This is a genomic window from Paenibacillus sp. GCM10027628 (assembly GCF_042676385.1).
Classification (GTDB): Bacteria; Bacillota; Bacilli; order Paenibacillales; family NBRC-103111; genus Paenibacillus_E.
The window spans coordinates 59,477-83,035 of the sequence record NZ_JBHTHA010000033.1 but is presented as its reverse complement, the minus strand read 5'-3'; the positions used below and the strand labels follow the sequence as shown (position 1 = coordinate 83,035).

At 46.7% G+C, this 23,559-nt stretch carries 18 protein-coding genes; 5 read left to right on the top strand and 13 right to left on the bottom strand.

The window, feature by feature from the left end; all coding sequences use genetic code 11:
- Window positions 1-113: 113 nt before the first annotated feature.
- Entirely contained in the window at window positions 114-4,391 is a 4,278-nt protein-coding gene (locus ACFQZT_RS21375; protein ID WP_379302868.1) for a discoidin domain-containing protein, read from the bottom strand.
- 291 nt (window positions 4,392-4,682) lie between these two features.
- On the opposite strand from ACFQZT_RS21375, the gene ACFQZT_RS21370 reads away from it, so the two are divergent.
- Window positions 4,683-5,852 carry an alkaline phosphatase family protein gene (locus ACFQZT_RS21370; protein WP_379302867.1) on the top strand — a complete coding sequence of 390 codons (1,170 nt, stop codon included), beginning with the start codon at window positions 4,683-4,685 and terminating at the stop codon, window positions 5,850-5,852.
- 80 nt (window positions 5,853-5,932) lie between these two features.
- Here ACFQZT_RS21370 and ACFQZT_RS21365 read toward each other — a convergent pair whose 3' ends face one another.
- Window positions 5,933-6,349, bottom strand: coding sequence for a hypothetical protein (locus ACFQZT_RS21365; RefSeq protein WP_379302866.1), 417 nt, complete (start codon window positions 6,347-6,349; stop codon window positions 5,933-5,935).
- Between the two features lie 47 nt (window positions 6,350-6,396).
- Between ACFQZT_RS21365 and ACFQZT_RS21360 the strand changes: the two genes are divergently transcribed.
- Window positions 6,397-6,693, top strand: a complete 297-nt coding sequence (locus tag ACFQZT_RS21360) for an ABC transporter transmembrane domain-containing protein (protein WP_379302865.1) — start codon at window positions 6,397-6,399, stop codon at window positions 6,691-6,693.
- Here the strand turns inward: ACFQZT_RS21360 and ACFQZT_RS21355 are convergent.
- From ACFQZT_RS21355 to ACFQZT_RS21340, 4 genes are read right to left on the bottom strand one after another with little or no spacing between them, the layout of a single operon-like run.
- Window positions 6,620-7,330, bottom strand: a complete 711-nt coding sequence (locus ACFQZT_RS21355; RefSeq protein WP_379302864.1) for an SGNH/GDSL hydrolase family protein — start codon at window positions 7,328-7,330, stop codon at window positions 6,620-6,622. The two genes, ACFQZT_RS21360 and ACFQZT_RS21355, sit on opposite strands and share 74 nt — an antisense overlap.
- Window positions 7,331-7,339: 9 nt before the next feature.
- Window positions 7,340-8,332, bottom strand: coding sequence for a zinc-binding dehydrogenase (locus ACFQZT_RS21350; protein ID WP_379302863.1), 993 nt, complete (start codon window positions 8,330-8,332; stop codon window positions 7,340-7,342).
- A 36-nt stretch (window positions 8,333-8,368) separates the two neighbouring features.
- Window positions 8,369-8,632: a dihydrodipicolinate synthase family protein gene (locus ACFQZT_RS21345; protein WP_379302862.1), complete on the bottom strand. Its 264-nt coding sequence runs from the start codon at window positions 8,630-8,632 to the stop codon at window positions 8,369-8,371.
- Between the two features lie 27 nt (window positions 8,633-8,659).
- Window positions 8,660-9,619 carry a zinc-dependent alcohol dehydrogenase gene (locus tag ACFQZT_RS21340; RefSeq protein ID WP_379302861.1) on the bottom strand — a complete coding sequence of 320 codons (960 nt, stop codon included), beginning with the start codon at window positions 9,617-9,619 and terminating at the stop codon, window positions 8,660-8,662.
- Window positions 9,620-9,885: 266 nt separating this feature from the next.
- Between ACFQZT_RS21340 and ACFQZT_RS21335 the strand changes: the two genes are divergently transcribed.
- The gene (locus ACFQZT_RS21335) at window positions 9,886-10,725 is read left to right on the top strand and encodes an AraC family transcriptional regulator (RefSeq protein ID WP_379302860.1); all 840 of its coding nucleotides are present in this window, start codon (window positions 9,886-9,888) and stop codon (window positions 10,723-10,725) included.
- A gap of 71 nt (window positions 10,726-10,796) precedes the next feature.
- On the opposite strand, the gene ACFQZT_RS21330 is transcribed toward ACFQZT_RS21335, so the two are convergent.
- The 5 genes from ACFQZT_RS21330 to ACFQZT_RS21310 all read right to left on the bottom strand — a co-directional run bounded on the left by ACFQZT_RS21330 (window position 10,797) and on the right by ACFQZT_RS21310 (window position 17,764).
- Window positions 10,797-11,816 (bottom strand): SGNH/GDSL hydrolase family protein, encoded by a 1,020-nt coding sequence (locus ACFQZT_RS21330; protein ID WP_379302859.1) that lies wholly within the window; start codon window positions 11,814-11,816, stop codon window positions 10,797-10,799.
- Between the two features lie 70 nt (window positions 11,817-11,886).
- Entirely contained in the window at window positions 11,887-14,565 is a 2,679-nt protein-coding gene (locus tag ACFQZT_RS21325; protein ID WP_379302858.1) for a discoidin domain-containing protein, read from the bottom strand.
- 114 nt (window positions 14,566-14,679) lie between these two features.
- Entirely contained in the window at window positions 14,680-15,501 is an 822-nt protein-coding gene (locus tag ACFQZT_RS21320; RefSeq protein WP_379302857.1) for a carbohydrate ABC transporter permease, read from the bottom strand.
- Window positions 15,502-15,505: 4 nt separating this feature from the next.
- Window positions 15,506-16,375, bottom strand: coding sequence for a carbohydrate ABC transporter permease (locus ACFQZT_RS21315; protein ID WP_379302856.1), 870 nt, complete (start codon window positions 16,373-16,375; stop codon window positions 15,506-15,508).
- 15 nt (window positions 16,376-16,390) lie between these two features.
- Complete coding sequence (locus ACFQZT_RS21310; protein WP_379302855.1) at window positions 16,391-17,764, bottom strand: ABC transporter substrate-binding protein; 1,374 nt, start codon at window positions 17,762-17,764, stop codon at window positions 16,391-16,393.
- Window positions 17,765-17,886: 122 nt separating this feature from the next.
- Between ACFQZT_RS21310 and ACFQZT_RS21305 the strand changes: the two genes are divergently transcribed.
- Together ACFQZT_RS21305 and ACFQZT_RS21300 are read left to right on the top strand one after the other, a co-directional pair.
- A complete protein-coding gene (locus ACFQZT_RS21305) occupies window positions 17,887-19,719 on the top strand; it encodes a sensor histidine kinase (protein WP_379302854.1) in 1,833 nt (610 codons plus the stop codon).
- Complete coding sequence (locus ACFQZT_RS21300; RefSeq protein ID WP_379302853.1) at window positions 19,716-21,281, top strand: response regulator; 1,566 nt, start codon at window positions 19,716-19,718, stop codon at window positions 21,279-21,281. Before ACFQZT_RS21305 ends, ACFQZT_RS21300 begins: the two co-directional genes overlap by 4 nt.
- 220 nt (window positions 21,282-21,501) lie before the next feature.
- Here ACFQZT_RS21300 and ACFQZT_RS21295 read toward each other — a convergent pair whose 3' ends face one another.
- Window positions 21,502-22,803: a pyrimidine-nucleoside phosphorylase gene (locus ACFQZT_RS21295; protein WP_379302852.1), complete on the bottom strand. Its 1,302-nt coding sequence runs from the start codon at window positions 22,801-22,803 to the stop codon at window positions 21,502-21,504.
- Between the two features lie 45 nt (window positions 22,804-22,848).
- Window positions 22,849-23,556: a purine-nucleoside phosphorylase gene (gene deoD, locus ACFQZT_RS21290; RefSeq protein ID WP_379302851.1), complete on the bottom strand. Its 708-nt coding sequence runs from the start codon at window positions 23,554-23,556 to the stop codon at window positions 22,849-22,851.
- Window positions 23,557-23,559 lie beyond the last annotated feature (3 nt).

Sequence of the window (23,559 nt, the reverse complement as noted above, 5' to 3'; positions counted from 1 at the left end):
AAAAAATATTTGAATACATTCATGTCCATTATAGGAATGAAGTCGAAGAGATCTCTACACGATAATTTTCAGAAATATAACGATAATTAACGGTCTTTGCAAACTGCGAACTCTTAGCGGAAGTACGGATCGCTTTCGTTCCCTAACCAGGTTTGGATTAAGGCGTTTGCATCGGCCAACAAGGCTGTTTGTGCACCATCGGAGATAACATCCTTCTTGGACGTTTTGTCTATTTTTTTCACAAAATCTTTCATCGCTTCGGCGGCATTTTTAAGATTGCCTTTATTCTCATGCTTCTGGGCATTCTTCAAACTATCGGAAAGCTTATCCTTGAGCGATCCGCTTAAATCACCGGAAGCAAAATAATAATCCAGCAACCGCTCCATCGAAGCGACACTTGTTTTGACTACGATAGTAGTCACCGACTTCGATACATTGCCGGCCTGATCCGACACTGCGATTTGAATCATTCGTGTTCCCAACTGGCCTGCCAAATGCAGCGACGTGCCGGGTATATACGGTTTACCATCCACGGTGATCGTTTGCTTGGCAACGCCCGACAAATGGTCGGATGCGTGCAATTCCAGCGATATCGGCTCGCTGTCCTGGAATTCGCTCCCTTCAGACAGCGGGGCGCCATTCGCGGTGACAGCCAGGGTTGGTGCCGTTTGATCGACTTTTACGATGATAGACTTCATTGCCTCCACGTTGCCGGCTTTATCTGCAGATCGATATAGTACCTCGTACGTTCCGTCTGTGCTAAGGTTGATCGGGTTCGTATATGGCTGCCAGTTTACTCCTGCATTCAAGCTATACTCCGTCCTAGCGACGCCGGAATTTTCATCTTGGGCGGACAAGGTTACGTTCACAGGATGGATATGCCATCCTTGCTGTCCGTCCGGCTGGCCAGGCGATAGGGATACTGTTGTCACCGGAGGCGTTGTATCAGATTCCCGGTCTATCGACTCCTGCAACAGAGTAATCAACTGCTGAAGCGGATTCATCGAACTTTCGTAGGCATATGGGAAATTGATTAACAAATCTTGCAATCGGCTTCTCAGACTGCTGTCTCCTTTTCCCGTTTCAAGCAGGCTTTCGGCCTTTTTGATCAATTCCAAGTAGCTGCCCAAAAGACCCGGTCCATACACTTCAAATTCAAAAATGGAATACCCGTATTGCGTGCCTCTCTCGATTCCTTGGAACTTCACATACCTGGCCTTTACGGTATCAAACGCGATCGTCTCGACTCCGCCATGACCGTCAATCGTCCCATCGTTAGCCTTTACATTCGTCCAATGTTCACCATCTCCGGAAACGAATATTTTGTACGTCTTGGCGAAGGCGGTTTCCCATTTGATCACGACGCTGTTGATATCTTGTTGTCCGCCAAGATCCACGGAGAACCAAGTATCGTCTGTATACTCACTCGCCCATCTCGTGCCCATATTCCCATCCACAGCCTGATCTGCAGATAAATGAGGAGCCTCTGGAACCGACGATTCCGCGTGCTTGTTTAGTGCCAAATTCATACCGTCAAAACTTGTAACCTTATTCAAAACAATCAAATTATCGATGACACCGTGAAAAGAATGCGTTGCACTGCCAATTTTTTCAATCGGCAGCACCAACGTATCAATATGTGGCGACGAACCGTTCGTTACCCATAATTTTTCAACGTACTCGTTCCCATTCACATAAAGGGATACGCCTTTATTATCGCCTGTCAGCAGCAAGTGCGTCCATTTCCCTGCCGGAACTTTGTATTGAAAGGAACTATTATAGTGTTCTTTAGAGAATCCTAATTGTCCGGTATTTCCTTGCTTTAGTTTCAACTGACCGACTGGCGATTCCATAAGTACCGCATCATCCGGGTTGTCGGCATCCGGTTTGACCCACATGGACACGGTCCATCCGAACCCTAAGGATTGCAATGGCGTTTTGATGTAGCTTTCTCCCCCGCCGAATCGCACGCCCTTTCCGTATTTTCCGTCTGTGATCGATACGTTTTTGCCAATCCCATCGTAGCCGTTCCCTGAAGAATCGGCAAAGCCGTTTTCAAAGAGGTACTTGATCACATTGCCATCTTGATTTTTTACTTGAAGCTTATGGGAGACGTTGGCATTCGGTGCTTCTCCCATCAGCGACGCTGCGTTTGAATAGGAATTATAGTCGCTGTCTTCTCTTTTTCCCGTCCACATTTTTTCAGATAACACCTGCACGGCAGGGAACATCCTGTCATGGGAATCGTCCATGGATAATCCGCTTGCATCCGAGATGTCATTCCATAACGCAAGCATTGCGCCTTTAAGCTTTGGATGTCCGAAAGGCAATGTCGTATTCGAAAACACATTCGGTTCCCAATTATTGTACATAAATTTAGTGTCCATATAGTCTTTATACAATCTTGGCACAAGATACATGTAGCTGTTCTCCGTGTTGAGGATATCGTATCCAAGATCGATCGCTTGCCGAGCGTCACCGTAGGGCACGTGCCAAATATCCATCGTTGCATGGTTGCTTATCGGAGTTACGCCATTATATTCCGTCAACCCGCCCCACAAATGCGGATGTTTGCCTTGACTATTTATATGGTTGATAAGCGTATCCATGTACCCGCGAAATACTTCTTTATCGCTGCCCCAATATTCGTCTGTACCGATATGGACATCGGGTCCGATAAAAGTTGGGTTATCACCATCCAAATACTCATCGAACAGACTTTTAACGAAATCCACGGTTTTCGGTCTTGTAATGTCCAGATGAGGCCCGCTCCCCAAAGACGGATCGAAAGCGGTAAACGCCCGCGAATGCCCTGGCGTATCAATCTCCGGTATGACATTAACGCCGTAATCCATGCCAAGCTGCTGAAGGCTTCTAAACTCATTCTTGGTGTAAAAACCGCTTTTGCTCGTAAGCCCGGGATACTTCTCGCTCTGCAAGCGAAATGCCGTAAGCGTGCCGTCTTCGAGCGGAGTCCCCACATCGTCGTTCAGATGAATTTGAAATTGGTTCATCTTATACCAGGACAACAGCTTGACATAATCTCTCAAGAAATCGATCGTATAAAACTTTCTGGCGACGTCGATCATTAGTCCGCGAGTTTCATATTTCGGATAATCCCTTGCTGTCCCTTTCGGGATCTTGACATGATTTCCGTCCTGTTTCAAGATTTGAAGGGCTGATCTCGTCCCGAAAAATACGCCCGTCACTTCCGCTGAAGTAATCGATACATAATCGTTTACATCAAAGAGATAACCTTCTTTTCCTAGCCAAGTTAATGTATCGTCTATAGATAAATAAATGTCACCCGATTGCGGGGTACCATAAACGATTTCCAGATCGACGTTGCCAATATCCTTCAAATCATCCTTTGTTTGTTCCGCCGACTTTTGCAAGACCGTTTGATAAGCGGGATTTACAACGATTCTTGAATGATTGGTAAGGATAAAATCCCCTGTTCTGCCATGCCATTCTCTCAGTGACGGAATGACCTTCGGTTCCTTGTTCAAGTCATCCGTCTGCGTATATTGGCCGGGAACCGTAACTAGCACGTTACCTGAAATGGCCTTCTCATCGGGATGAGTCGCCTTTTCAACCTGGAAAAGGAGGTTCACTTTAGCATCAACGAGCGGCGTATGAATGTTGCCCGCTTTATCGATGACAGGCAGTTTGTCACTGCCATATACGGAAACCTTATAGCCTTGGGGTACGGTCGGCAATACGATCTCCGTTTGTCCCTTAGCGATAGGCGGTATTTGGGTAATGCCTTTCACGATTTTAGGCAGATCGCCGGCGTTATACACTTCGAATTCGAAGAAGGAATATCCGTAAAGGACACCATCTACCGGAGCCCTTTGCACGCCTTGAAATTTAACGTACCTGGCTTTGGCATCATCAAAATCGACGGTTTCCGTCCCTCCTTTGCACACAATTTCGGTGTCATTCCCCAGTACATTAGTCCAATGCTCCGCATCGCTCGAAACCAAAATTTTGTACGTGCTGGCGGCGGTTTGCCAATTAATGACCACACGGTTCATTACGAATTCTTCTCCAAGGTCCACATAGAACCATTGATCGTCTGCTTTGGCGGATGACCATCTTGTACTTCCATCGCCATCAACGGCATTTGCCGGACCAAGCCAGTCCACTTCATTCCCGGAAGCATATACAGCCTTATGTACTGACAAATTAACGCCGATGTTGGCACTTCCTTCTGCAAGTGAGATGTTGCCGTTGTAAACGGATTCATAAACCGACTGGGTAACTGGGAGCTTGGGGTGAACGGCATCCGATTGCCCCTCAGCAGCAGCAGCTAGTGTCATGGGTGCAGGAAAAAGCATTGTAAATAGAAGCACCAGTGACATCAAAACAGAAATGGAATTCCTTTTCATTATTTCCTCCTTTAAGAAGTAAAATGGTTGTTGATCAATTCACTTTAATACTATGAGACCTGTTCCGCTATTCAAAGTGACAACTTATTACTTTAGATATACATTTGTTTACTTTAATCGTGCAGTGCAAGGACTCCAAACAGTTCCATAGGCTTCATCTATTATTTACTGGTTAAATTAACCAATGCGAAAATATGCAACTTTCTCTAGCAGTTCAGCTCTAAGTATTAGAATAGGAGATCTTAGCAAATTTACTACATGAGGTGCATGATGAAGAAGAAACTACTTTCTATGGTTGCAGTATTAAGTCTGGCGTTGGCGGTTCCAACGGCTGCAAACGCCAGTGCTCCGACACAAGTGTTTATGAATGGCAACAAACTAAACTCTGAGGTCAGCGCGCAAAACGTGAGCGGCACGACTTTCGTTCCTCTGCGGGCGATTGCCGAAGCACTTGGCTTTCAAGTGACATGGGAAAACGAGCAACGTAAAATTACTCTTGATAAAGCGGATAAAATGATCCAGCTTACGATCGGCAATCCGGTCGTTCAGGTAAATGGCAGCCAATTTACACTTGAAACGGCGCCCTATATTGAAAGTGGCAGCTCGATGCTTCCGGTCCGTTTTCTCGTAGAGCAGCTCGGTCTTCAGATCGATTGGGATCAAGCGACAAGCTCTGTGTATGTAAACGATAGAGCCGCTTCAAGCCTGAAGTCGCCAATTGATCATATTGTCGTTGTCGTTGAAGAGAACCATTCCTACAATCAAATCGTAGGGAGCCCCGATGCTCCTTATATGCAATCGCTCATTCAGCGCGGTGCGCTATTTACGAATGCGCATGGTGTCACACATCCAAGCCAGCCTAATTACCTAGCTCTGTTCTCAGGCTCTACACAAGGAGTCACTGACGACAGCTGCAAAAAACCATTCAACACACAAAATCTAGCCACAGAATTGTCAAGCGCCAAACTGACCTTCACCGGGTATTCAGAAGATTTGCCGAAGGTCGGCTTCACAGGATGCTCGTCAAATGGCTACGCGCGCAAGCATAACCCGTGGGTGCAATTTACGAACGTACCTCAAGACCTGAATCAGCCATTTTCACAATTTCCGCAGGATTTTACTAACCTGCCAAACGTATCTTTCGTCATTCCTAACCATCAAGACGATATGCACGACGGCTCGGTGAAACAGGCAGACGATTGGCTCCAAACGAATCTGGATGCGTATGTAACTTGGGCGCAGACACATCGAAGCTTGCTCATCGTTATATGGGATGAAGACGATTATGCGAAGGCGAATCAAATACCGCTCATCGTCGTCGGACCTATGGTTAAACCGGGGCAGTATGACGAGTATGTGAATCATAAAAACGTACTTCGCACGATTGAGGATGTGTTTCGTCTGCCGCTATTAAGGGATGTTCAACAGATTCTGCCGATTACATCTATGTGGAAATCTTAAAACTTGTGAAAAAGGAAGGAGCTGCCGAGGCAGCTCCTTCCTTCTACGTTTCCCTTAGTGAGTTTTGTGTATGTTAGGTGTTAAATCCCAAAGCCTTTCATCAACGGTACAATGAATTTAAGCATCCCCATACCGATCTTCATGAAGCCGCCCAAATTTCCCAAAAAGCCTCCACCTCCGCCTCCTGTTCCGCCTAAACCACCTAAAAGTCCGCCCAGCCCGCCCGAATTACCGAACAAGCCAGCCAAGCCGCCTAATCCTGAAATGTTTGCCTCAGCTTTAGTCAAATTTCTGGGAAGCGTCTTATTCCCCTTCACACCTTCAAAAAGTAAATCTTGGCCTTGCAGGTCACGAACCATTCCGCAGTAATAACTTCCATCCTTTAAAACTATAAGGACAGGCACCGTATTTATAACATCCTTAACTTGCTCAGTCACTTGTGCAATTTTCAAGTTCCTCGATCGTCTATTCGTAGATTTGTATTTTGTTTTCTTCATTTCATAAGCACATCCTCTCATCGCTATCGTCCCTTGTTTTCTATTCTATGACGATGCCACTGACGTTGACTGAGCATGTATGGAGAAAGAAAATTTTGTTTTTGATGGCAGTAGAGTATGTCAGCAAATTCAAAACGGACTATTTTAGGCACGCGATGGGAGCAAAGATGGAGTCAAATATGCGGAACGATTTGTTTCAGCATGTTCAAAAACTTTCGTTTCAGTATCACGATAATACCCGAACAGGGCAACTCATGCCTCGTATCTCGGTCAGTCTCTATGGAACAGCGTCTTTTCCAGAGCCGCACCCAAAACGACGTGAAATTCGGGATCAGGATGATTGATCCCATTGGACAAACGGGCATGAATATCGATTCCTTCCCGTTCCATTCTCTCCCACATTCCATAAGCGTCCAAGCAGGGAATTCCCCTGCCCCACGCAAATTGACGTAAAGCCTCGGTATAGGACAGCAGATGCCCCTCTTCAGCCAACTTCACGAATTGGGGGATTAATGGCTTATGTACTTCCGCTATCCGGACGTTATCCCGCTTCATCATCATGCAGGGAGTTATCACCACAATGTCGGCTTCGGTCTCAGCCCGGATCAGGTCAACGAAATCGCTAATGGCCTGAATGTAAGGAGCGATCCCCTCCTTGCCCCCGTGCGCATCATTATGTCCGAAGAAGATCGACACCAGATCAGGTTTATACAGCAGAACATCCCTCTCCCAGCGGGAACGGGAGGCGGCTGCAGTATCCCCGGCAATGCCGGAATTGATCATATTGAGCACAGTCCCCATGTAACGCTGTTCAATTCTTCTTTTACAAACATGGTGATAGACGCTTTCATATTCGATGATTCCATCCTGCATGCAGCCTTGCGTTACACTGTCGCCTAAAGCAACATAAGTGACAGCCCTTGCGCTTGCGTTCTCGGCTTTTTCCAGCAGCCTTCTATGAAACCGTTCAAAATGTCTCATTTCATCCCCCTACCATTCCAGGATAACCCCTAAAAAGAGCTCGTTCTTGTCCAGAATTAACCGCCATGCTTCGTCCGCGCGATCCACAGGAAACCTGTGCGTGACGAGCGAACCGGTCTCCAGCCATTTGTCGCGAATCCCGCCCAATGCTGCGTCCATGCGCGCTCTGTCCCAGCCGGCAGGGGCATGCAGCGTAATTTCTTTCGAGCGCAGCATCTGAATATCGATACTTCCGGACGAACCGTAGAAACCTGCCGAAACGAAATGAGCGTTATGCTTAAATAGCTGATATAATTGCTTCACGGCATCCAAATCGCCGACTGTATCTACGATCACGGCGATTCCTTCAGTACCGGCGAACCGGTTCACAGACTCCAAGATTGAACCGGATTTCGCATTGACGCCTGTCACTGCTTCCGGCAAATAACGCAATCGATCGTCGTGACGACCCACAACCAGCACTTTCGCTCCGCGTTTCAGCAGTGTCTGCGCCGTCCAATGACCCACCAGACCGTCCCCTATAACGACGGCACAGTCACCGGCACGTATCTGTGCTCGTATGCCGCAGTTATATCCGACTTGAGTCAGCACTAGACCGCTGTACTCGGTAGAGTTCGCATCCGCAGGAAGCTTCCATACCTGATCGGCGGACGTAACCGCCGGATTTATATGTCCGCCGTAAGGATCGAACATCCCCGAAACCCTGCTAATTGTGCTAAATACACGGTCTCCGATCTTAAGCCCCGATACCTCGGACCCTACTTGGCTGATGACGCCAACTTTCTGATATCCGGCCACAATCGGGAAGGGCCATGGCGCCCCATGCCGATAAGGCGTATCCCCGGCAATCCGTTCCCCGCGCAGGAACGACGATTCCGTTCCGTTGCTGATCCAGGAAACTTCTACATCGATGACAACCTCGTCTTGACGCGGCTCCGGAATGTCCACCTCTTGCACAGAAACCGTTAACCGATCCGTAAATACGACCGCTTTTCCTTTCATCCGCTTACGCCTCCTCGATATCACAGCTTGTATCTTTCAGAAATAGAAATCTGCCGGACATTCATATAAGCCGAGAGGTAGGTCATGTGGAAGCTCATGGAGCAATCTCTCCAAATTGTTTTTCCAAATATGATCCGATTCATCCTGCCCGGCAAGCCGATTCGTAATTAAAACGAACCCATCCACACCGTTTTGAATATACCATTCGACCGCTCTATCCAAGGCAGTGTAATCAATCTCATTGTTGTCGGTAAAAGGAGTGACCATCGTAGGCCAGACGCCATCAGGGATTGTTTTCATAGTTAACTTCCTTTCAGTCCACTAAATTTAAACAAAATCTTTGCCCGGATAAAAATGCACTTTAATCGCAGCCTGCGACTTCAATAATTCGACAGCTTCGTTATAACGGGAGAGCGTAATATCATGGGTGTGAATACATGCCGTATTCAAGCCTTTATTTGCCACGGCATCGATCAATAGTTCCCGGTCACGATCGTTGAAACGGCGGTACTGGTACGATTCCAGCTTCAATCCCTTAAGCCACAATTGATCTTCATACTGCACCGTTCCTTTCAAAACCCCGAATATGACCACATGACGATCGACGATGCGAAGCAGATTCTGTACGGACGGAGCTGCTCCTACGCAGTCATACCCAAGATCGAAGCGGCGGCTAAGCTTGTCGGGATGCATCGCCTCACCAATGCCAAGCTCATTTACATAGCGGATTCGCTGTTCGCTCAGATCGACTCCGATGACTTCCGATGCCCCCCAAATCCGTGCCGTCTGCATGGCAAGAATGCCGGCCGGTCCCAGACCGGAAACGACCATCGACTTGCCGCGCAAATCGCCGAACTGCGACAGCCCGATCATGACGCATTTCAATAATTCAAACGATACCGCCTGCTCCTGCGTTATCGAGTCGGGCAGTTTGATCAGCTCATGTTCGCGGTAACACAAATATTCGGCATAAGCGCCATTGCCCTCAATATGCTCAAGCGCAGCCACGCGGTCACCTGCTTGAAAACCGACGACACCGCTGCCCACCGCTTTTACAATACCTGCAGCTTCGTGTCCGGGCCATCCCGGAGGCAGCGGATATGCCGGGGCTTTGGAGGCATCGTACATATCCTTTCCGCCCATCATGTTTATGTCCCAACGCGGACATGTGGCTACAACTTCTATTTGCACTAAGATCTCATGATCTTTGACTTGTGGAACATCCGTGGTCACAATTGCATATTCTCCCGGACCGGTTATTTGAAGCACCTTCATTTTCGTTTGCATTTGCAATGTCTCCTCCCCTAATATCCATGTACGGATGACTTCAGATTATAGGGAAAGAGCGCTTATGTCTTTGCAGATTCTATTTGACTTTCACTCAAAAGTGCTGAAGATTTTCCTTATACGTCAAGCTTTATTCATTTCTATTTGCACAAAATCGACTTTTTTAATTGTCCTAAGATTCAAGTGAGCACTTGCTATGGTAAACTGAGGTATATGCATCAAGAACGATGAAGGATTAGAAGGAATGTTTTGCGAGGAGGGCGACCATGCATTTGCGCAAAATTGATACCGTGAACCTAACCGGGATTCCGGGCAAGGAAAGCGGAGGAGGCATTCATCCTTATCACGAAATTCTCTATATTTCGGAAGGGGTTGTCGTGCTCCAATGGATGGGCAACGATTATTTAGCTGCCTCGCCGGCACTATTCCTGCTGCCTCCGAATACCCCTCACTTGTTGGTTAAGCGATCAGCCGCCTGCCGATTCGGATATATCGAACTGGACATGCAGGGCTCCACAGACTTTCCAGACCTAACGCAAGCGGGAATTTGGAATGGGATGCAGTCAGATAAAGATCCGCAATTGCCGGAGCTGGCGCCCATTTATCAGAGTGCCTTCCAGATGTGGGATTGCCTGAACCCACAAAGCCCATTTAAATCGATAGCCGTAGACCTCATATTATTAGACATTCGTAAATTGCTCCTGATGATCGGCTCTTTCTTGCATACACAGGAGTCCCGGGCATTAGGTCTGTCCGCCTCTCCGGCATACCAGGATAAAGATGTCACGAACGAACGGATTCAAACGATCATTCGATTCATGGAATCCAATTACCAGGGGCAGATTACAGTCAAGCTCCTGGCCTCTTACGCCCACCTTGATGTCTCTTACTTCATACGGACGTTTCACAAAATCGCAGGAAAAACACCGCTGCAATACCTTCACGATCTGCGCTTGAACGCCGCAGCCTGTTTCCTGTCAACGACAAAGATGCCAGTGCAAGATATCACTGACGCTGTCGGCTTTCAAAGCATCCATTACTTCAGCCGGCTTTTTAAGCAAAGATATGGTGTCAGCCCATCTTTGTGGAGAAACCGGCATATTTGAACTAAACTGTATATTGGAAATCTATTTACATCACACTCGATCATCCTCCAAATAGAAATCAATTCGGCAAGTTACGACCTCCTTTTCCCGAGCAAAATCGGTTCGAACGCTTTGTAGTAAAGATAGTGGCCATAATCATTAGGATGGTTGATATTGTTGAGCAGTAAACTCTCAGGTGTTTTGCCCTCATCCAGTTCACGCTGCCAAACCGCGTATACATCGGCGACGCCGATCCCATACTCCCTTCCCAATTGTCGTAACGCCTCCGCATATTCGCCGATTTGGCCGCTCGTATATGTCCATAACGGATTCGGCTGGCACGGGGTCACCAGTATTATACTTACATCGCCACGCCGCCTGATCGTCTCGATCATAAACCGAATATTTGTCATATAGTCATACAGCGATATGGCATTGCCATTGTTAAATTTGTTCTGATCATTCATGCCGTAAGCGATCGTGACGAGATCCGGCAGATGAGGGACAACATCATGCTCCACCCGACCCGCTCCCCCTTCGCTTGTCTCGCCACCTATCGCACAGTTCACAACGCGAATGTTGCCATTCGGATACAAATCCGCCAAATGATCGGAAAATCGCCGGTAATACGTATACCGTTCTTCGCTCGCTTCTCCGCCGGCACTGATGCTATCGCCGTACACAACGAAGGTAACTACTTGACCTTTCTGCAGCTTTTCCTTTACACTCGCCAACGCATCGTACTCTAAATCTCCGCCTCCTCCCGTTTCATCGGCATCCTCATCCTGTTCGTATTCATAATCCGCATACACGGTGAAATCGCGATTGCTGTAATCGCCAAATAACGTATGGTCAAAGTCCTTCTTGCCGTACAGCACGTGCTGCGACCAGTCCGGAATTCGGCTCTCTTTCGTCCTGCGGATCCACCCCTCCTCATCATTGACGACAAAATCTTTCCCTTCCACAAACTTTATCGTATCCGGGTGACTCGCATCCATGCGGCTTCTTATTTGAACACTTGCTTTCACTACCGGGCGGTACCGTAATCGCTGCTGTTCTTCCTTATCAAAGACGAATGATTCCGCATACTGCTTTCTTATCCACTTGGTCATTTCTTTTCGTCCCCTTCATGCTAAATTTAAAAAGGACAGACAAGAATGAATTTGTCTGCCCTTCAATAAGTCAGTTTAAAACAACATCATCGATGGTAGCCCATCCGCCGGTTCCGTTGCTGTAGTACCATACTTTAATGGTTTGACCGGCATTTGCATTAAACGTAATCGTGTATTGGTTATAGCCAACATTTGGGGTAATATTGGTTTGCCCGACTTGGACGCCCCCGACATCTACGCCCAACCTTACGGCATTGGCAATATTGGTTGCGCAGTAAGCCGTAAGCGTATAGCTTTTTGTCGTAGGAGCCGTTACGTTTTGGGAGACGGCAACATCTCCTGACGCGGTCGGCCACAGGTAAGCATCATACATGGTGTTGTGAGGGTAATTCGCCTCAACGCCTGCATTCGAAGGATGCCACTCTGCGTACCAAGGACCCAATGTCCCTGCTTGGAAATCAGGATTGGATATCAAATTCGGCTGCGGATTATTGGAACCGTAAATCTCAACCTCGGCAAACTGCATGCGGTAGGGCTGGCCGTTCTCGGTCGTAATTTGCCTCAGACTCGTGCCTTCCACCTTGACATACCGGGCTGTCTGCGCGGTGAACGTGAAAGGCTGGACATAGTTGCTGCTGAGCGTATAGCCTGTTTTCGACGCTACCGTTGTCCACGGCCCGGCCGCATTCGTTGCGACCTGAATCGTGAAGTTAAGCGGGAATCCCGCTCCAACATTGCCCGCATCATTGCGAGGGTACAAGTCAACCTCGCTGACCGTTTTATTGGTACCCAGATCGAAAGTAACCGATTCGATATGATTGACAGACTTATTGCTGTCGCTGGTCCAACCATTCGAATTGTTTGCAGAATTTCTCAAATCGTCGTTAATTCTGTTTAGAGCCCATCCATCGCGCGTACCTTCATATGAACTGGTAGCAGTTACCTTTGCATTGGCAGCAAGATTGGTATAGGGCTGGAAGCCCGATGGCAAGGCGAACAACCTGCCCTCGCCGGGAAGAAGCGTCATGCTGAGAACTCCGGTTGTCGCGTTGTAGGTACCTTGTGCAAGTGCGCCCTCTGCACCGGTCGTCTTAGAGATTTCGGTTATGGCGGACGGCTTGCTGCTGAAGTTGAAGTCAAGCGTTCTGCTGCTGTTGTAATCCCGGTTGGTCAGCATCACATACGAACGACCGCTTGCATCGGTGAAATATCCGATGATCATCGGCTGTGTCAAGTCTGCCGGCTTGACGAAGAAAGTGGAAGGAAGCGCTGTCGTCCCGGAAGGAATGGACGATCCTGTATGATAAACTCTCCGGGAAGTCAAGTTTTTCAAAGTCCCGCCCAAATTTTTCATTTCGGCGCTTAGCGTCTGGATTTGCGCATACTTGGCCAACTTGGTGCCGTCAAAGTCGACGGGCGCTTTGGAAAAAAATTCGCTGCCTCCGCCGTCATCCGGTCTCCAATAGGTAAACCAGTTCAATTTCTTGTATCCATACGTCAAATACGTATAGACATTCCAACGCATCATGTCCATACTCGGATCGCGCAGCGTAACAGGACCTGTTGCGCTTCCGGATCTGACCTCGATGCTTTGCAGAAATGCGCCATAAGCTACATCGTTAGCCAGACCTCTGCTGCGTACGACTTCGGACTGGGCAAAATAATTGTCGTTATCGCTTGTCGCACCGAACGGATAAATATCGTGAAAGATATAGTCGGCGCCGCTCATGCTGATCCAGTCATCCCACTGATTTTCAAAATTGGTGCCGTTATTGCTGCGTGAAGTGTACAGCCTGAAATAGAAATCGTAGGCTTTGGCTGCCCCCGCTTCATATCCGGTGCCATCCGGATAAACATCAGATGTAGATCGAACAACCCAACCTACGCTGTTATCCCCTCCGCCATTATGGGTCAGCTCCATGTAATAAGTCGCTCCGGGCGTTACTGCTGCATGCACGGGAAAATAGGGATAATTATAGCCTTCGCCCGATTTGCCTGTTCCCGTCAGGGAAGCTTGCCCGAGCAATGTCGTCTTGGACGTATTATTCCACACTTTCAAGGTCAGAATTTCGCTTGAAGACCATTGGGCGCTATCGATATACATGTCAATCCCGTCGATGTAGGAGACATTGGCAGGAACTTTAAACGTTTGCCCGATTGGGTTGGTTGAACTCACATAGGACCCGTCGCCTCTTGACGCCGAATTGGATAAGACCAACTTGCCGGGAGTTGAATATCCGACATCGTAAAAGTTCACATAAGTCTCCAGACTCGGCTTAAGCGACTTTATATACTTGTAGCTGTTGGCAATACCCTCGAACTCCCATTGCGGAGGTTCGTCGACCAGCGTTATGCCCGTAACCCGCGAATCATTGACATAAGGAGCTACGAGCGAGTTCAGCCTCGCATAGTCGCCGGCCGTATTGGCCTGGAAGTTAAAGATGCCCGAATCGGTCACTTGGAGCTTGACATTGTTTGCAAAGCTGCTCGCTATGCCGGTCTCATTCGCAGCCTTGTCAAGCGTTTTACCGGACGGTATCCGCACGCCCACCACAGTGTCGATATTCGCCGCAGCGATGTTGGCCCAATTCGCATTGGTGTTATAGTCGGCGCCGACAAATACCGGAGGCTGCCAGTAGCCTCCAATTTCAAAACTGCCCGTCCCGGCCGCAGCAGCCGTTAAACTATTAGAAACAGTAAGTGCAAAAACGAACATAAAGAGCGACATACGAAGCATTTTCTTCTTCATCATCATGCCTCCATTCATTTAGACGAATTGATGATCGAAATCCATTTCATCCTCCTGCTTCCGCACTTGCCGATTTCCGCTAAATTGTGGTCATCACCTCCTTTACTCCGCTCGCTAGCTCTTTACGGCTCCGGCCGTTAAGCCGGAAACGATATATCGCTGAGCAAATACATAAACAAGTACCACTGGGAGCGATATGATAATCAAATCCGCAAAAATATAATTCCATTGACTCGATTTTTCGCCGGCAAAGAAAAACACAGTTAGGCCAAGCGTATATTTACTCGCCTGATTAAGAAAATAAATCGCAATGCCAAAGTCGTTCCATACCGTTACAAAACTGAGAACAAGCGCCGTTGCATTGATGGGTTTCAGCAGTGGGAAAATCACCTTGAAAAACAATCCGAATCCCTTGGTTCCATCAATAATGGCCGATTCGTCAATTTCACGCGACACACTATTATAAAAACCTATGTACAAAAAAGTAATGACCGGGTAAGAGGTTGCGGTATACAGCAAAATGATGGCAAGAAAGGTAGTCGTCAAATGCAAGTTATAAAGAAGGATGTACGTAACAATGACCGATAACGGCAAAGTCATACCCGCCAATAATAAAACTTGAAGCGTCCTAGTAAATCCATTCTTTCTTCTTTGGATAATGAATGCCGAAGTGCTGCAGAACAAAATAATCAACAAGACACTGCTGCCCGTAATGATCACAGAGTTTATAAATGCCGTCGGGATTCTTCCTACCTTAAATACCTCTGAATAATTTTCAATAATCCGCCAAACCTTCGGCAAAGCCAGGCTCATGTCGGACGCTTCGCCTTCACCTTTAAATGAGTTTATCAAGACGATAAAAGAGGGAATGATAACGAGCCCGCTTAAAGAAATGCCCAATAATTCCAACAAGATATTTCTTAATTTGGCACTCATCGTCTTACACCTCCACTTCTTTTCTGCTAATGAAAATATTTAAAACAGCCAGCATGGCAAGAATCAAAAGGAATAGCAACAAATTCGCAGCCGTCCCTTCGCCGTAGTAATGTTTGGAGAAGTCCTCATAGACAATGTAATTGATTGTAGAGGAAGCCTTCCCAGGCCCCCCATTTGTAAGTGCGATAACGATATCGAATACGCGTAATCCGCCTATGATGGAAAGGAAAAAAATCGATTTGATCGTCGGAATCAACAGCGGTATGGTCACATAGCGAAATTTATGCCAACTATTGGCGCCATCTATCGTTGCAGCTTCATACGCATCTTTGGATATTGCTTGTAAACCCGCTAAGAAAAGGACGACGCCGACACCCGTCCACTTCCATATTTCTACGGCGCTGACCGAATAGATGACAAGATGCGTATTCGTAATCCAGTTTTGTGCCCAGCTGTCGAGATGGATGAGCCGTAAAAACTGATTCAAAAGTCCTGTCGTCGGATGATAAATCGCTCCGAACGCCAGTGCAACAGCAACCGTGCTGAGAATGACAGGAAAGAAAAACACCGTTCTCAAGTACATCGTAGCACGCAATTTCATATTGAGTAACAGAGCCAATGCCAATCCAATCGCAATTTTAAATACCGTCGTAACAACTGTGAAAATAAGCGTATTCTTCAATGCCAATAAGCTGTCGGGCGTGCCGAAAAGGCTTTTGAAATTATCCCACCCGACATAATTGGCATTAGAAAAATCGAATCCTGACCAGTCCGTGAAAGCGTAATAGAAGCTGCCCATCGAAGGCAGAATGAATAATAAGATAAAAAGGAACATGCCGGGCAAAAGCATCCAATAGGTGTAATTTTGTCTCATGAGTTTGTTCATATCTTATTTGAAATTCGGGTCTTTCTTGACCTTCGCATCTTTTTCAAAATCTTTATCCATAGCTTCCAAGACTTGATCCGCAGTTTTGGATCCAACAAGCGCATCTTGGAGATAAACGCCAAAATTGCTAACACTATAATCAAAACCGTACTGCCAGTTGGGATATCCTCTATTTGCATCCAACAGCGATTTTGCATCCATTTCCGCCGATGATAGTTTGGTTTTCGTTACGCCTTTGATGGCCGGTATACCGCCTTCGTTAGCAAAGTAGAGGTTCTGTGTCTCAATAGACTCAAAATAATTCACAAATCTTTGTGCGGCCTCTTGATTCTTTCCTTTCGGAACAAAAAAGCCATAAGGTGCAAATACAGGGAGGATATCGCTATCATTTCCATCGAACGGCATGATGAAGGAGCCAATATCGTTTAAATTATCGGGAAACTTCGTAGCGATATCGCTCATCATCCATGTCCCCATATGAAACATCCCTGCGGTGCCGGTTGCCAGCGCTTTCTCTGCATTATCATACGTATCCGATAAAAAATCTTTGTTGATATAGCCTTTGTTCTTCAAATCGACCAAAGATAAAATACCCTTTTTCAAGTTGTCGTATTGTGTAAACTTTGCCGTATTTTTGTTGATTTTGTTTGCCAATTCGTTATATCCTTGTTTTGAAGCGGAATCAAACGGAAGCAGTTGCAATGTCCAGTTATCTTTGCCTGCATAGAATACCGGCGTTTTTCCCGCCTGCTTCAGCGCTTCGCAAACGGCTAAAAATTCGGCAGTTGTTTTCGGCACTTTCAAGTTAAGACTTTCGAACACCTTTTTGTTATAAAGCACAGCGGAGACGTTGGCCCCCCAATATGGTGCTGCGTAGTACCCGCGTACGTCGCTTGCCGCACTTTCTTTCTCGTCCAGCGCCCTCACCCATTTGGCTTTATCGAAATTGGCCATCCAAGACTGATCTTCTTGCTTAACAAAGTTGTCAGCCGGCGGACCGAAATTGGAGAAGATGCTCCCAGGGAAAAAGAGCAGCAAGTCTGGCGTATCTTTCGTAGCAAATCTCGTTTTAATCAGATCATTGCCTGCATCCGTATCAGGCACCTTCTCCTCTTCAAGATCAAATCCATGAAGCGCAGCATCCTTCTTCACGGCCTCATACCCGGATTTGAACCAGGAAACATGGCCTAAAATCTTTAACTTCACTCTCTCCGGCGGTTTTGCCGTTGCTGCCGCTGCTGCCGTTGCATCTGCCGGCTTAACCGATTCGGACGCCGTCGGCGCTGCTGTTTTCGTGCTTCCGCATGCAGACACGATCATCATCATCGAGACTACAGTTGACGAAATCAATGCTTTTTTTAAAGACAAACCCCTCATTTCAATTCCTCCTACATGATCTTTTTGTAACCGCTCACATAAGTATCTTATTACATGATAACCGATCATTAAATAGAATATCGTTCACTTCGAAGTGGATAATCGTACGCGAGGTGCTGTCCATGTTTTCCTTTAAAACATTTCAAACCAAGTTATTTTTGACCTATTCCATTTTCCTTGTCATTTTCACATTAATGATTACGATCCCCATGTATGTTTATTTGAAACGTACTACAGAGACAAATATCATCTTCAGCGTGCAGCAATCGTTAACGAGCATTACCGAAAGCCTGGATATGTTCGCTAATCAATATGAGAACATCACGAGCCAGCTGTATTTGAAGAAAGATGACAGCATCTACAACAATAGCGCGATTCAGTGGCTGCAAAATCTGTCTTTATCTGCAAATGAGGCGGATACATTAAAAGCAAACAATAGCATTGATGCCAGCCTTGCCTTATTGGCTGAAATTTATAAAAACATGTACCGGATTACTATTTTTAATGAGCAAGGTCTCTTTTTCTCCAACAAACCTTTTGATCGTCCCGTTAACAATGCGCTTCGCAAGGAAGAGGAATGGTTGAAAAAACCGCTGCAAGCCAAAGGAGCGGCAGTGCTCGAATATGCCGATCATGACCCTTGGTTGAGCGAGGACCGTACGCCGGTTTATTCCTTTATTCGATTGCTCACTGTTAACGGCATCCATGTCGGATATTTGGAAATGCAAATCCGTGCAGATAAGCTCATCGCCCCTGACAAGCTGACAGGCATACCTGGCGCATCCCTTTCCCTGTTTGACGATACGGACATTTTGTTCTCCAATGCTACTAGCAAGGGCAGCAACAACGAACAGATCCCCATTTACAGATCGATCGCATCTCATTCGAAATTTGGCATCCAAAGTATCGATAACCACGGAAAAAAAGAATCAGCCTTATACCGGCTTTCCGAAAAAACCGGATATACTGCGCTTTATGCCATTTCCGAGGATATTTTATATGCTCCTTTGCGCATCTTCCGGAACGTCTCTTTATCGGCCGTTCTATTCTTAATTGCCCTATCGATGCTTGTCTTCTACCTGTTATCAAGGGCGCTAACCTATCCGATCAAGAAACTTAAAAAGATGATTGACACGATTGATTTGGATGATACGAATGTAAAAATGAATAATGAATTTAAGATGGACGAAATTGAGCTGCTCAACCGCTCTTTTCGCAAGATGAACCTGCGGCTGCAGGCTTCTTTAGAGGAGATTGTGCAGTTTCGTACGATGCAATTGCAATCGCATTTTGAAGTTCTGCAAGCGCAAATCAATCCTCATTTTTTGTTCAATATGCTGGGCGTGATCACGATATTATCGGAAGAAGAACAAAATGCCCAAGCTGCCAATGTGTGTCGAAAGTTAGCGAGCTTCTTAAGATATACAATCATTCAGACCAATCCGATTACGACGGTCGAGCATGAAATGAATTTTGCGCATGATTATTTGGCATTGATGAAAACCAGATATGCGCACCGACTGCAATTTAAGGTCGAGTTACCGGAAGAGATGAAGCGAATCTCCATTCCCAAACTGACTTTGCAGCCGCTCGTGGAAAACTCGATCAATCATGGATTTCAAGGCACCCTACATGGGTTGATTGTAACGATTCGTGGACAAATAGAAGCAAACCGTTGGTATATCACCATCTCTGATAACGGAAACGGAATCCCTCCCGACGCTCTGGCATCTCTACATGAAAAAATAGAAACGTACGGCGAGCATTTGGATTCGTTGCAGAAAAAAGAGCAGCTTACTTTGGGCGGGATGGGGATCCTGAGCACGTTCGCGCGGATTAAACTGCACTATAAAGATCGTGTGGAATTTAAAATAGGAAATAATCCGGAGCACGGTGCTTTCATCGTTATTTCCGGCTGTATCGAAGATTACGGTGATAAAGAGGGGATCATATGAACATCCTGATCGTTGATGACGAACCGATTTTTATTGAAAAAATCAAACGGATCATCGCCGATTTCAGTCGCGAATCCGCAATCGAAACCAATATCGTCGCTGAAGCATACAGCGGACAAGAAGCCCTCCGCACTATCGCGAAGCATATGCCCGACATTGTTTTCACCGATATCAAAATGTCGGGCATGAATGGCATTGAACTTTCCCACATCTTGCAAAAAGATTGGCCCGATATCGCGGTTGTCATCATTAGCGGTTACCCGTCATTCGATTACGCGAGAGAAGCTATGCGCGGTGGTGTGGTAGATTATTTGCTGAAACCGATTGATCCGGAACTTGTTAAAGAACTTCTCTATCGCATACAACCGCAAATCCGCAGCAAAAGATACGCGCTCGGTAAGAAGCTTATTCACAGCATCATAGAATCCGACGGACAAAATTGCGTTCAGGATCCGCCCGATATTCAGAAGACGAATGTTTTCTCATCTTATTGCGTGCTCGCCGTTCAAAAGCTTGAAGCGCTAAGTGACAACGATCTCCTCTTCCTGCAGCAATCCGAAAACCAACACGAGAAATATATGGAAAGACTGCAACAGCTTATGGGCGATAGCAGTTCCATTTGGATTTTCAATGCGAAAGACGGGCGTTCGTTTATCGTAGTGATTGGACTTCATCGCATTGACGAATCGATCCTCGATTGGATCGTAACAACAACCCGCGACTATTTTTCATTCGGCGGCTTTCCTGTTTCTGCTGCATACAGTCAGGAATTGAATAACATTGCCGATATCAAAGAGGTTATCCCTCAGCTATTAAAAATTCTGTACAACAGAATCGTAATTGGAAGATCTCAAATGATTCGGCTCCCCGAAGAAATGAATCGGCCGAAACAAACCTATCTTCTACTGGCGAATCAGTTTGAATCGAAAATAGGGTCCATTTTATCCAAAAAAGATTGGCCTGCCTTGAAAAAAGAATTTTTCCAACTTTTCCAGGTATGGAAAACCGAGCAATGCCCCAGTATTTATGTTGAAAGCAACTTGAAACGGATCATTCATCTCATTGACAGGCATTTGCAAACTTCCGATGTGTTGGCAAGCAAAACGCTGGGGAACCGTATCGAGGAAATTCTCTTCACTGCCGTATCCTATGAAGAGGCGGCCGGCTATTGCTGGGAAATGGTTACTAAACTTCTGCAGCTTCAATCCAATGAGGCCAATCACGATAATGCCGTCTCATTGTATGAAAGAATCGGGAATTACTTAAAATCTCATATTAACGAACCGGTCAGCCTGACTCAGCTAAGTGATACTTTCAACGTGTCTCGTACGTACTTATGCAATTTGTTCCGCAACTATGCGGACACCTCCTTTGTGGGGTACTTTACCGCACTTCGAATGGACAAAGCGAAAGAGCTGATCCAAGATCATCCGGATCTGATACTGAAGGATATCGCCGAGCTTGTAGGGTTTGGGGATCACCATTACTTTAGCAGGGTTTTTAAAACGGTAACCGGGCAAACGCCGAGCGAGTTCAAACATGCGCGGTTTAAGGAGGAGTAGCTTGGTGGCGTATTAAATGGTGCAAATAAGTAAAACAAGGTCAAAGAAATAGCCGGGCTGAACTCATCACCTTCCCGCGCGCCAGCGTATAAAGGCGAACTGCAACGATGGTTTCCATCGTTGCAGCGGTAGGATCAACATCGTAGCGTGACCGCAACGATGTTTTACATCGCTGTGCGGGGGAATTCCCGCGCGCCAGCGAAAGATTCAATAATTGGGGTTACTCTGTCACGATTTCATAGATTAGTACGGGAGGCTCCGCATGGTCTGCGATACGAATATTTTCATAAATCTTTTCGATCACTTCATGGACATCTTCCCGATTCGAATGAATGGTGACCAGCGATTCTCCTGCTTTAACAGGGTCGCCGATTTTCTTATTCAGCATCAGTCCTACAGCAAGATCAATAATCGATTCCTTTGTCGCGCGGCCTGCCCCTAACAACATCGCGGCGGTACCGATTTCATCGGCTACGATTTCAGCGACAACCCCGTCTACTTTGGCCGGCACTTCAATTTGATAGGCGGCTTGCGGTAATTTCTCCGGATGATCCACCACCGCCGGGTTGCCGCCTTGATTGGCAACAAACTCTTTGAATTTAGTCAAAGCTTTGCCATTGCTTATTACTTCTTTTAGCATGTCCTCGGCTTCTTCAAGAGAGCTTGCTTTATTCGCCAAATACACCATTTGTCGGCCCAGGGCAAGACAAAGCTCTTCCAAATCCTTCGGCCCTTTTCCTTGTAACGTATCGATCGCTTCTTTGACTTCCAATGCGTTGCCAATGGCATAACCAAGCGGCTGACTCATATCGGAAATCACCGCCATCGTTTTGCGGCCGACATTATTGCCGATGCGGACCATAGCACTCGCCAATTCCTTGGCATCTTCCACCGTCTTCATAAACGCGCCGGCCCCCGTTTTCACATCAAGGACAATCGCATCGGAACCCGCGGCAATTTTCTTGCTCATAATCGAGCTGGCGATCAAAGGAATGGAATCTACCGTCGCTGTTACGTCGCGCAGTGCGTACAGCTTCTTGTCTGCTGGAGTAAGATTACCGGACTGGCCGACCACCGCAATTTTATCCCTATTCACCAGACGTACAAACTCATCGGTATCAATCTCTACGTGGAATCCTTCAATGGCTTCCAATTTATCGATCGTTCCCCCGGTATGACCGAGCCCGCGCCCGGACATTTTGGCAACCGGAATATCAAGAGCGGCAACTAGCGGAGCTAGAACCAGCGTCGTCGTATCGCCTACTCCGCCTGTAGAGTGCTTGTCGACCTTCACGCCTTCAATGGCAGATAAATCAATGGTTTCGCCGGAGTTCACCATGGCCATCGTCAAATCGGCCCGTTCCCGCTCCGTCATATCTTGAAAAAAAATCGCCATAGCCAAAGCGCTAACCTGGTAATCCGGAATCTCATCTTTCGTGTAGCCACTTATAATGAAATTGATTTCATCCGTCGTCAATTCATGACCGTCCCGCTTTTTCGCAATCAAATCGACCATTCTCATTGAAACCAACTCCTCATTTATCGTTAATATTCATACAAGCCCTAATTACAGGGATGTTACGGTATCGAGCGCTACTTCCATCATGTCATTGAACGTGATTTGCCGTTCTTCCGCTGTTGTTTCTTCCCCCGTTAACAAATGATCACTCACCGTTAAAATGGTCAAAGCGTTGACGCCATATTTCGCCGCTAACGTATACAGAGCGGTTGTTTCCATTTCTACCGCTAAAACCCCGTGGTCCATCATTTTTTGTACAACCGACTTGTCATCGCGGTAAAACATATCCGAACTGAAGATATTACCCACGTGCATCTTCAAGCCTTTGGAAGCTCCGCGTTCATAAGCTGCTTTTAACAGCGAAAAGCTGGCGATTGGCGAGAAATCATAATCGGCAAAGACATGACGGTTCATACTGGAATCCGTACAAGCCGCCTGCGCCAAAATCACTTCGCGAACATGGACATGTTCCTGCATAGCCCCGCAAGTGCCCACGCGAACCAGATTTTTCACTCCATATTCCCGAATCAATTCATTTACATAAATGCTGATCGAAGGAATCCCCATGCCAGAGCCTTGCACGGACACCCGTTGCCCTTGATACGTACCCGTATAACCAAGCATGCCCCGCACCTGGTTATAACAAATCACATCCTCCAAATACGTTTCAGCAATATACTTGGCCCGAAGCGGATCCCCCGGCAATAAAATCGTTTCTGCGATTTCACCTTGTTTTGCTCCGATATGAACGCTCATGCT

What these genes read in the sequence shown, in the direction of transcription:
- ACFQZT_RS21365 (WP_379302866.1), bottom strand. Translation starts at nt 6,349, where the DNA reads ATGAAGAAAACAAAATACAAATCTACGAATAGACGATCGAGGAACTTG.
- ACFQZT_RS21300 (WP_379302853.1), top strand. Translation starts at nt 19,716, where the DNA reads ATGAACATCCTGATCGTTGATGACGAACCGATTTTTATTGAAAAAATC.
- deoD (WP_379302851.1), bottom strand. Translation starts at nt 23,556, where the DNA reads ATGAGCGTTCATATCGGAGCAAAACAAGGTGAAATCGCAGAAACGATT.
- ACFQZT_RS21360 (WP_379302865.1), top strand. Translation starts at nt 6,397, where the DNA reads ATGACGATGCCACTGACGTTGACTGAGCATGTATGGAGAAAGAAAATT.
- ACFQZT_RS21345 (WP_379302862.1), bottom strand. Translation starts at nt 8,632, where the DNA reads ATGAAAACAATCCCTGATGGCGTCTGGCCTACGATGGTCACTCCTTTT.
- ACFQZT_RS21330 (WP_379302859.1), bottom strand. Translation starts at nt 11,816, where the DNA reads ATGACCAAGTGGATAAGAAAGCAGTATGCGGAATCATTCGTCTTTGAT.
- ACFQZT_RS21355 (WP_379302864.1), bottom strand. Translation starts at nt 7,330, where the DNA reads ATGAGACATTTTGAACGGTTTCATAGAAGGCTGCTGGAAAAAGCCGAG.
- ACFQZT_RS21370 (WP_379302867.1), top strand. Translation starts at nt 4,683, where the DNA reads ATGGTTGCAGTATTAAGTCTGGCGTTGGCGGTTCCAACGGCTGCAAAC.
- ACFQZT_RS21340 (WP_379302861.1), bottom strand. Translation starts at nt 9,619, where the DNA reads ATGCAAACGAAAATGAAGGTGCTTCAAATAACCGGTCCGGGAGAATAT.
- ACFQZT_RS21295 (WP_379302852.1), bottom strand. Translation starts at nt 22,803, where the DNA reads ATGAGAATGGTCGATTTGATTGCGAAAAAGCGGGACGGTCATGAATTG.
- ACFQZT_RS21325 (WP_379302858.1), bottom strand. Translation starts at nt 14,565, where the DNA reads ATGAAGAAGAAAATGCTTCGTATGTCGCTCTTTATGTTCGTTTTTGCA.
- ACFQZT_RS21350 (WP_379302863.1), bottom strand. Translation starts at nt 8,332, where the DNA reads ATGAAAGGAAAAGCGGTCGTATTTACGGATCGGTTAACGGTTTCTGTG.
- ACFQZT_RS21305 (WP_379302854.1), top strand. Translation starts at nt 17,887, where the DNA reads ATGTTTTCCTTTAAAACATTTCAAACCAAGTTATTTTTGACCTATTCC.
- ACFQZT_RS21315 (WP_379302856.1), bottom strand. Translation starts at nt 16,375, where the DNA reads ATGAGACAAAATTACACCTATTGGATGCTTTTGCCCGGCATGTTCCTT.
- ACFQZT_RS21310 (WP_379302855.1), bottom strand. Translation starts at nt 17,764, where the DNA reads ATGAGGGGTTTGTCTTTAAAAAAAGCATTGATTTCGTCAACTGTAGTC.
- ACFQZT_RS21335 (WP_379302860.1), top strand. Translation starts at nt 9,886, where the DNA reads ATGCATTTGCGCAAAATTGATACCGTGAACCTAACCGGGATTCCGGGC.
- ACFQZT_RS21375 (WP_379302868.1), bottom strand. Translation starts at nt 4,391, where the DNA reads ATGAAAAGGAATTCCATTTCTGTTTTGATGTCACTGGTGCTTCTATTT.
- ACFQZT_RS21320 (WP_379302857.1), bottom strand. Translation starts at nt 15,501, where the DNA reads ATGAGTGCCAAATTAAGAAATATCTTGTTGGAATTATTGGGCATTTCT.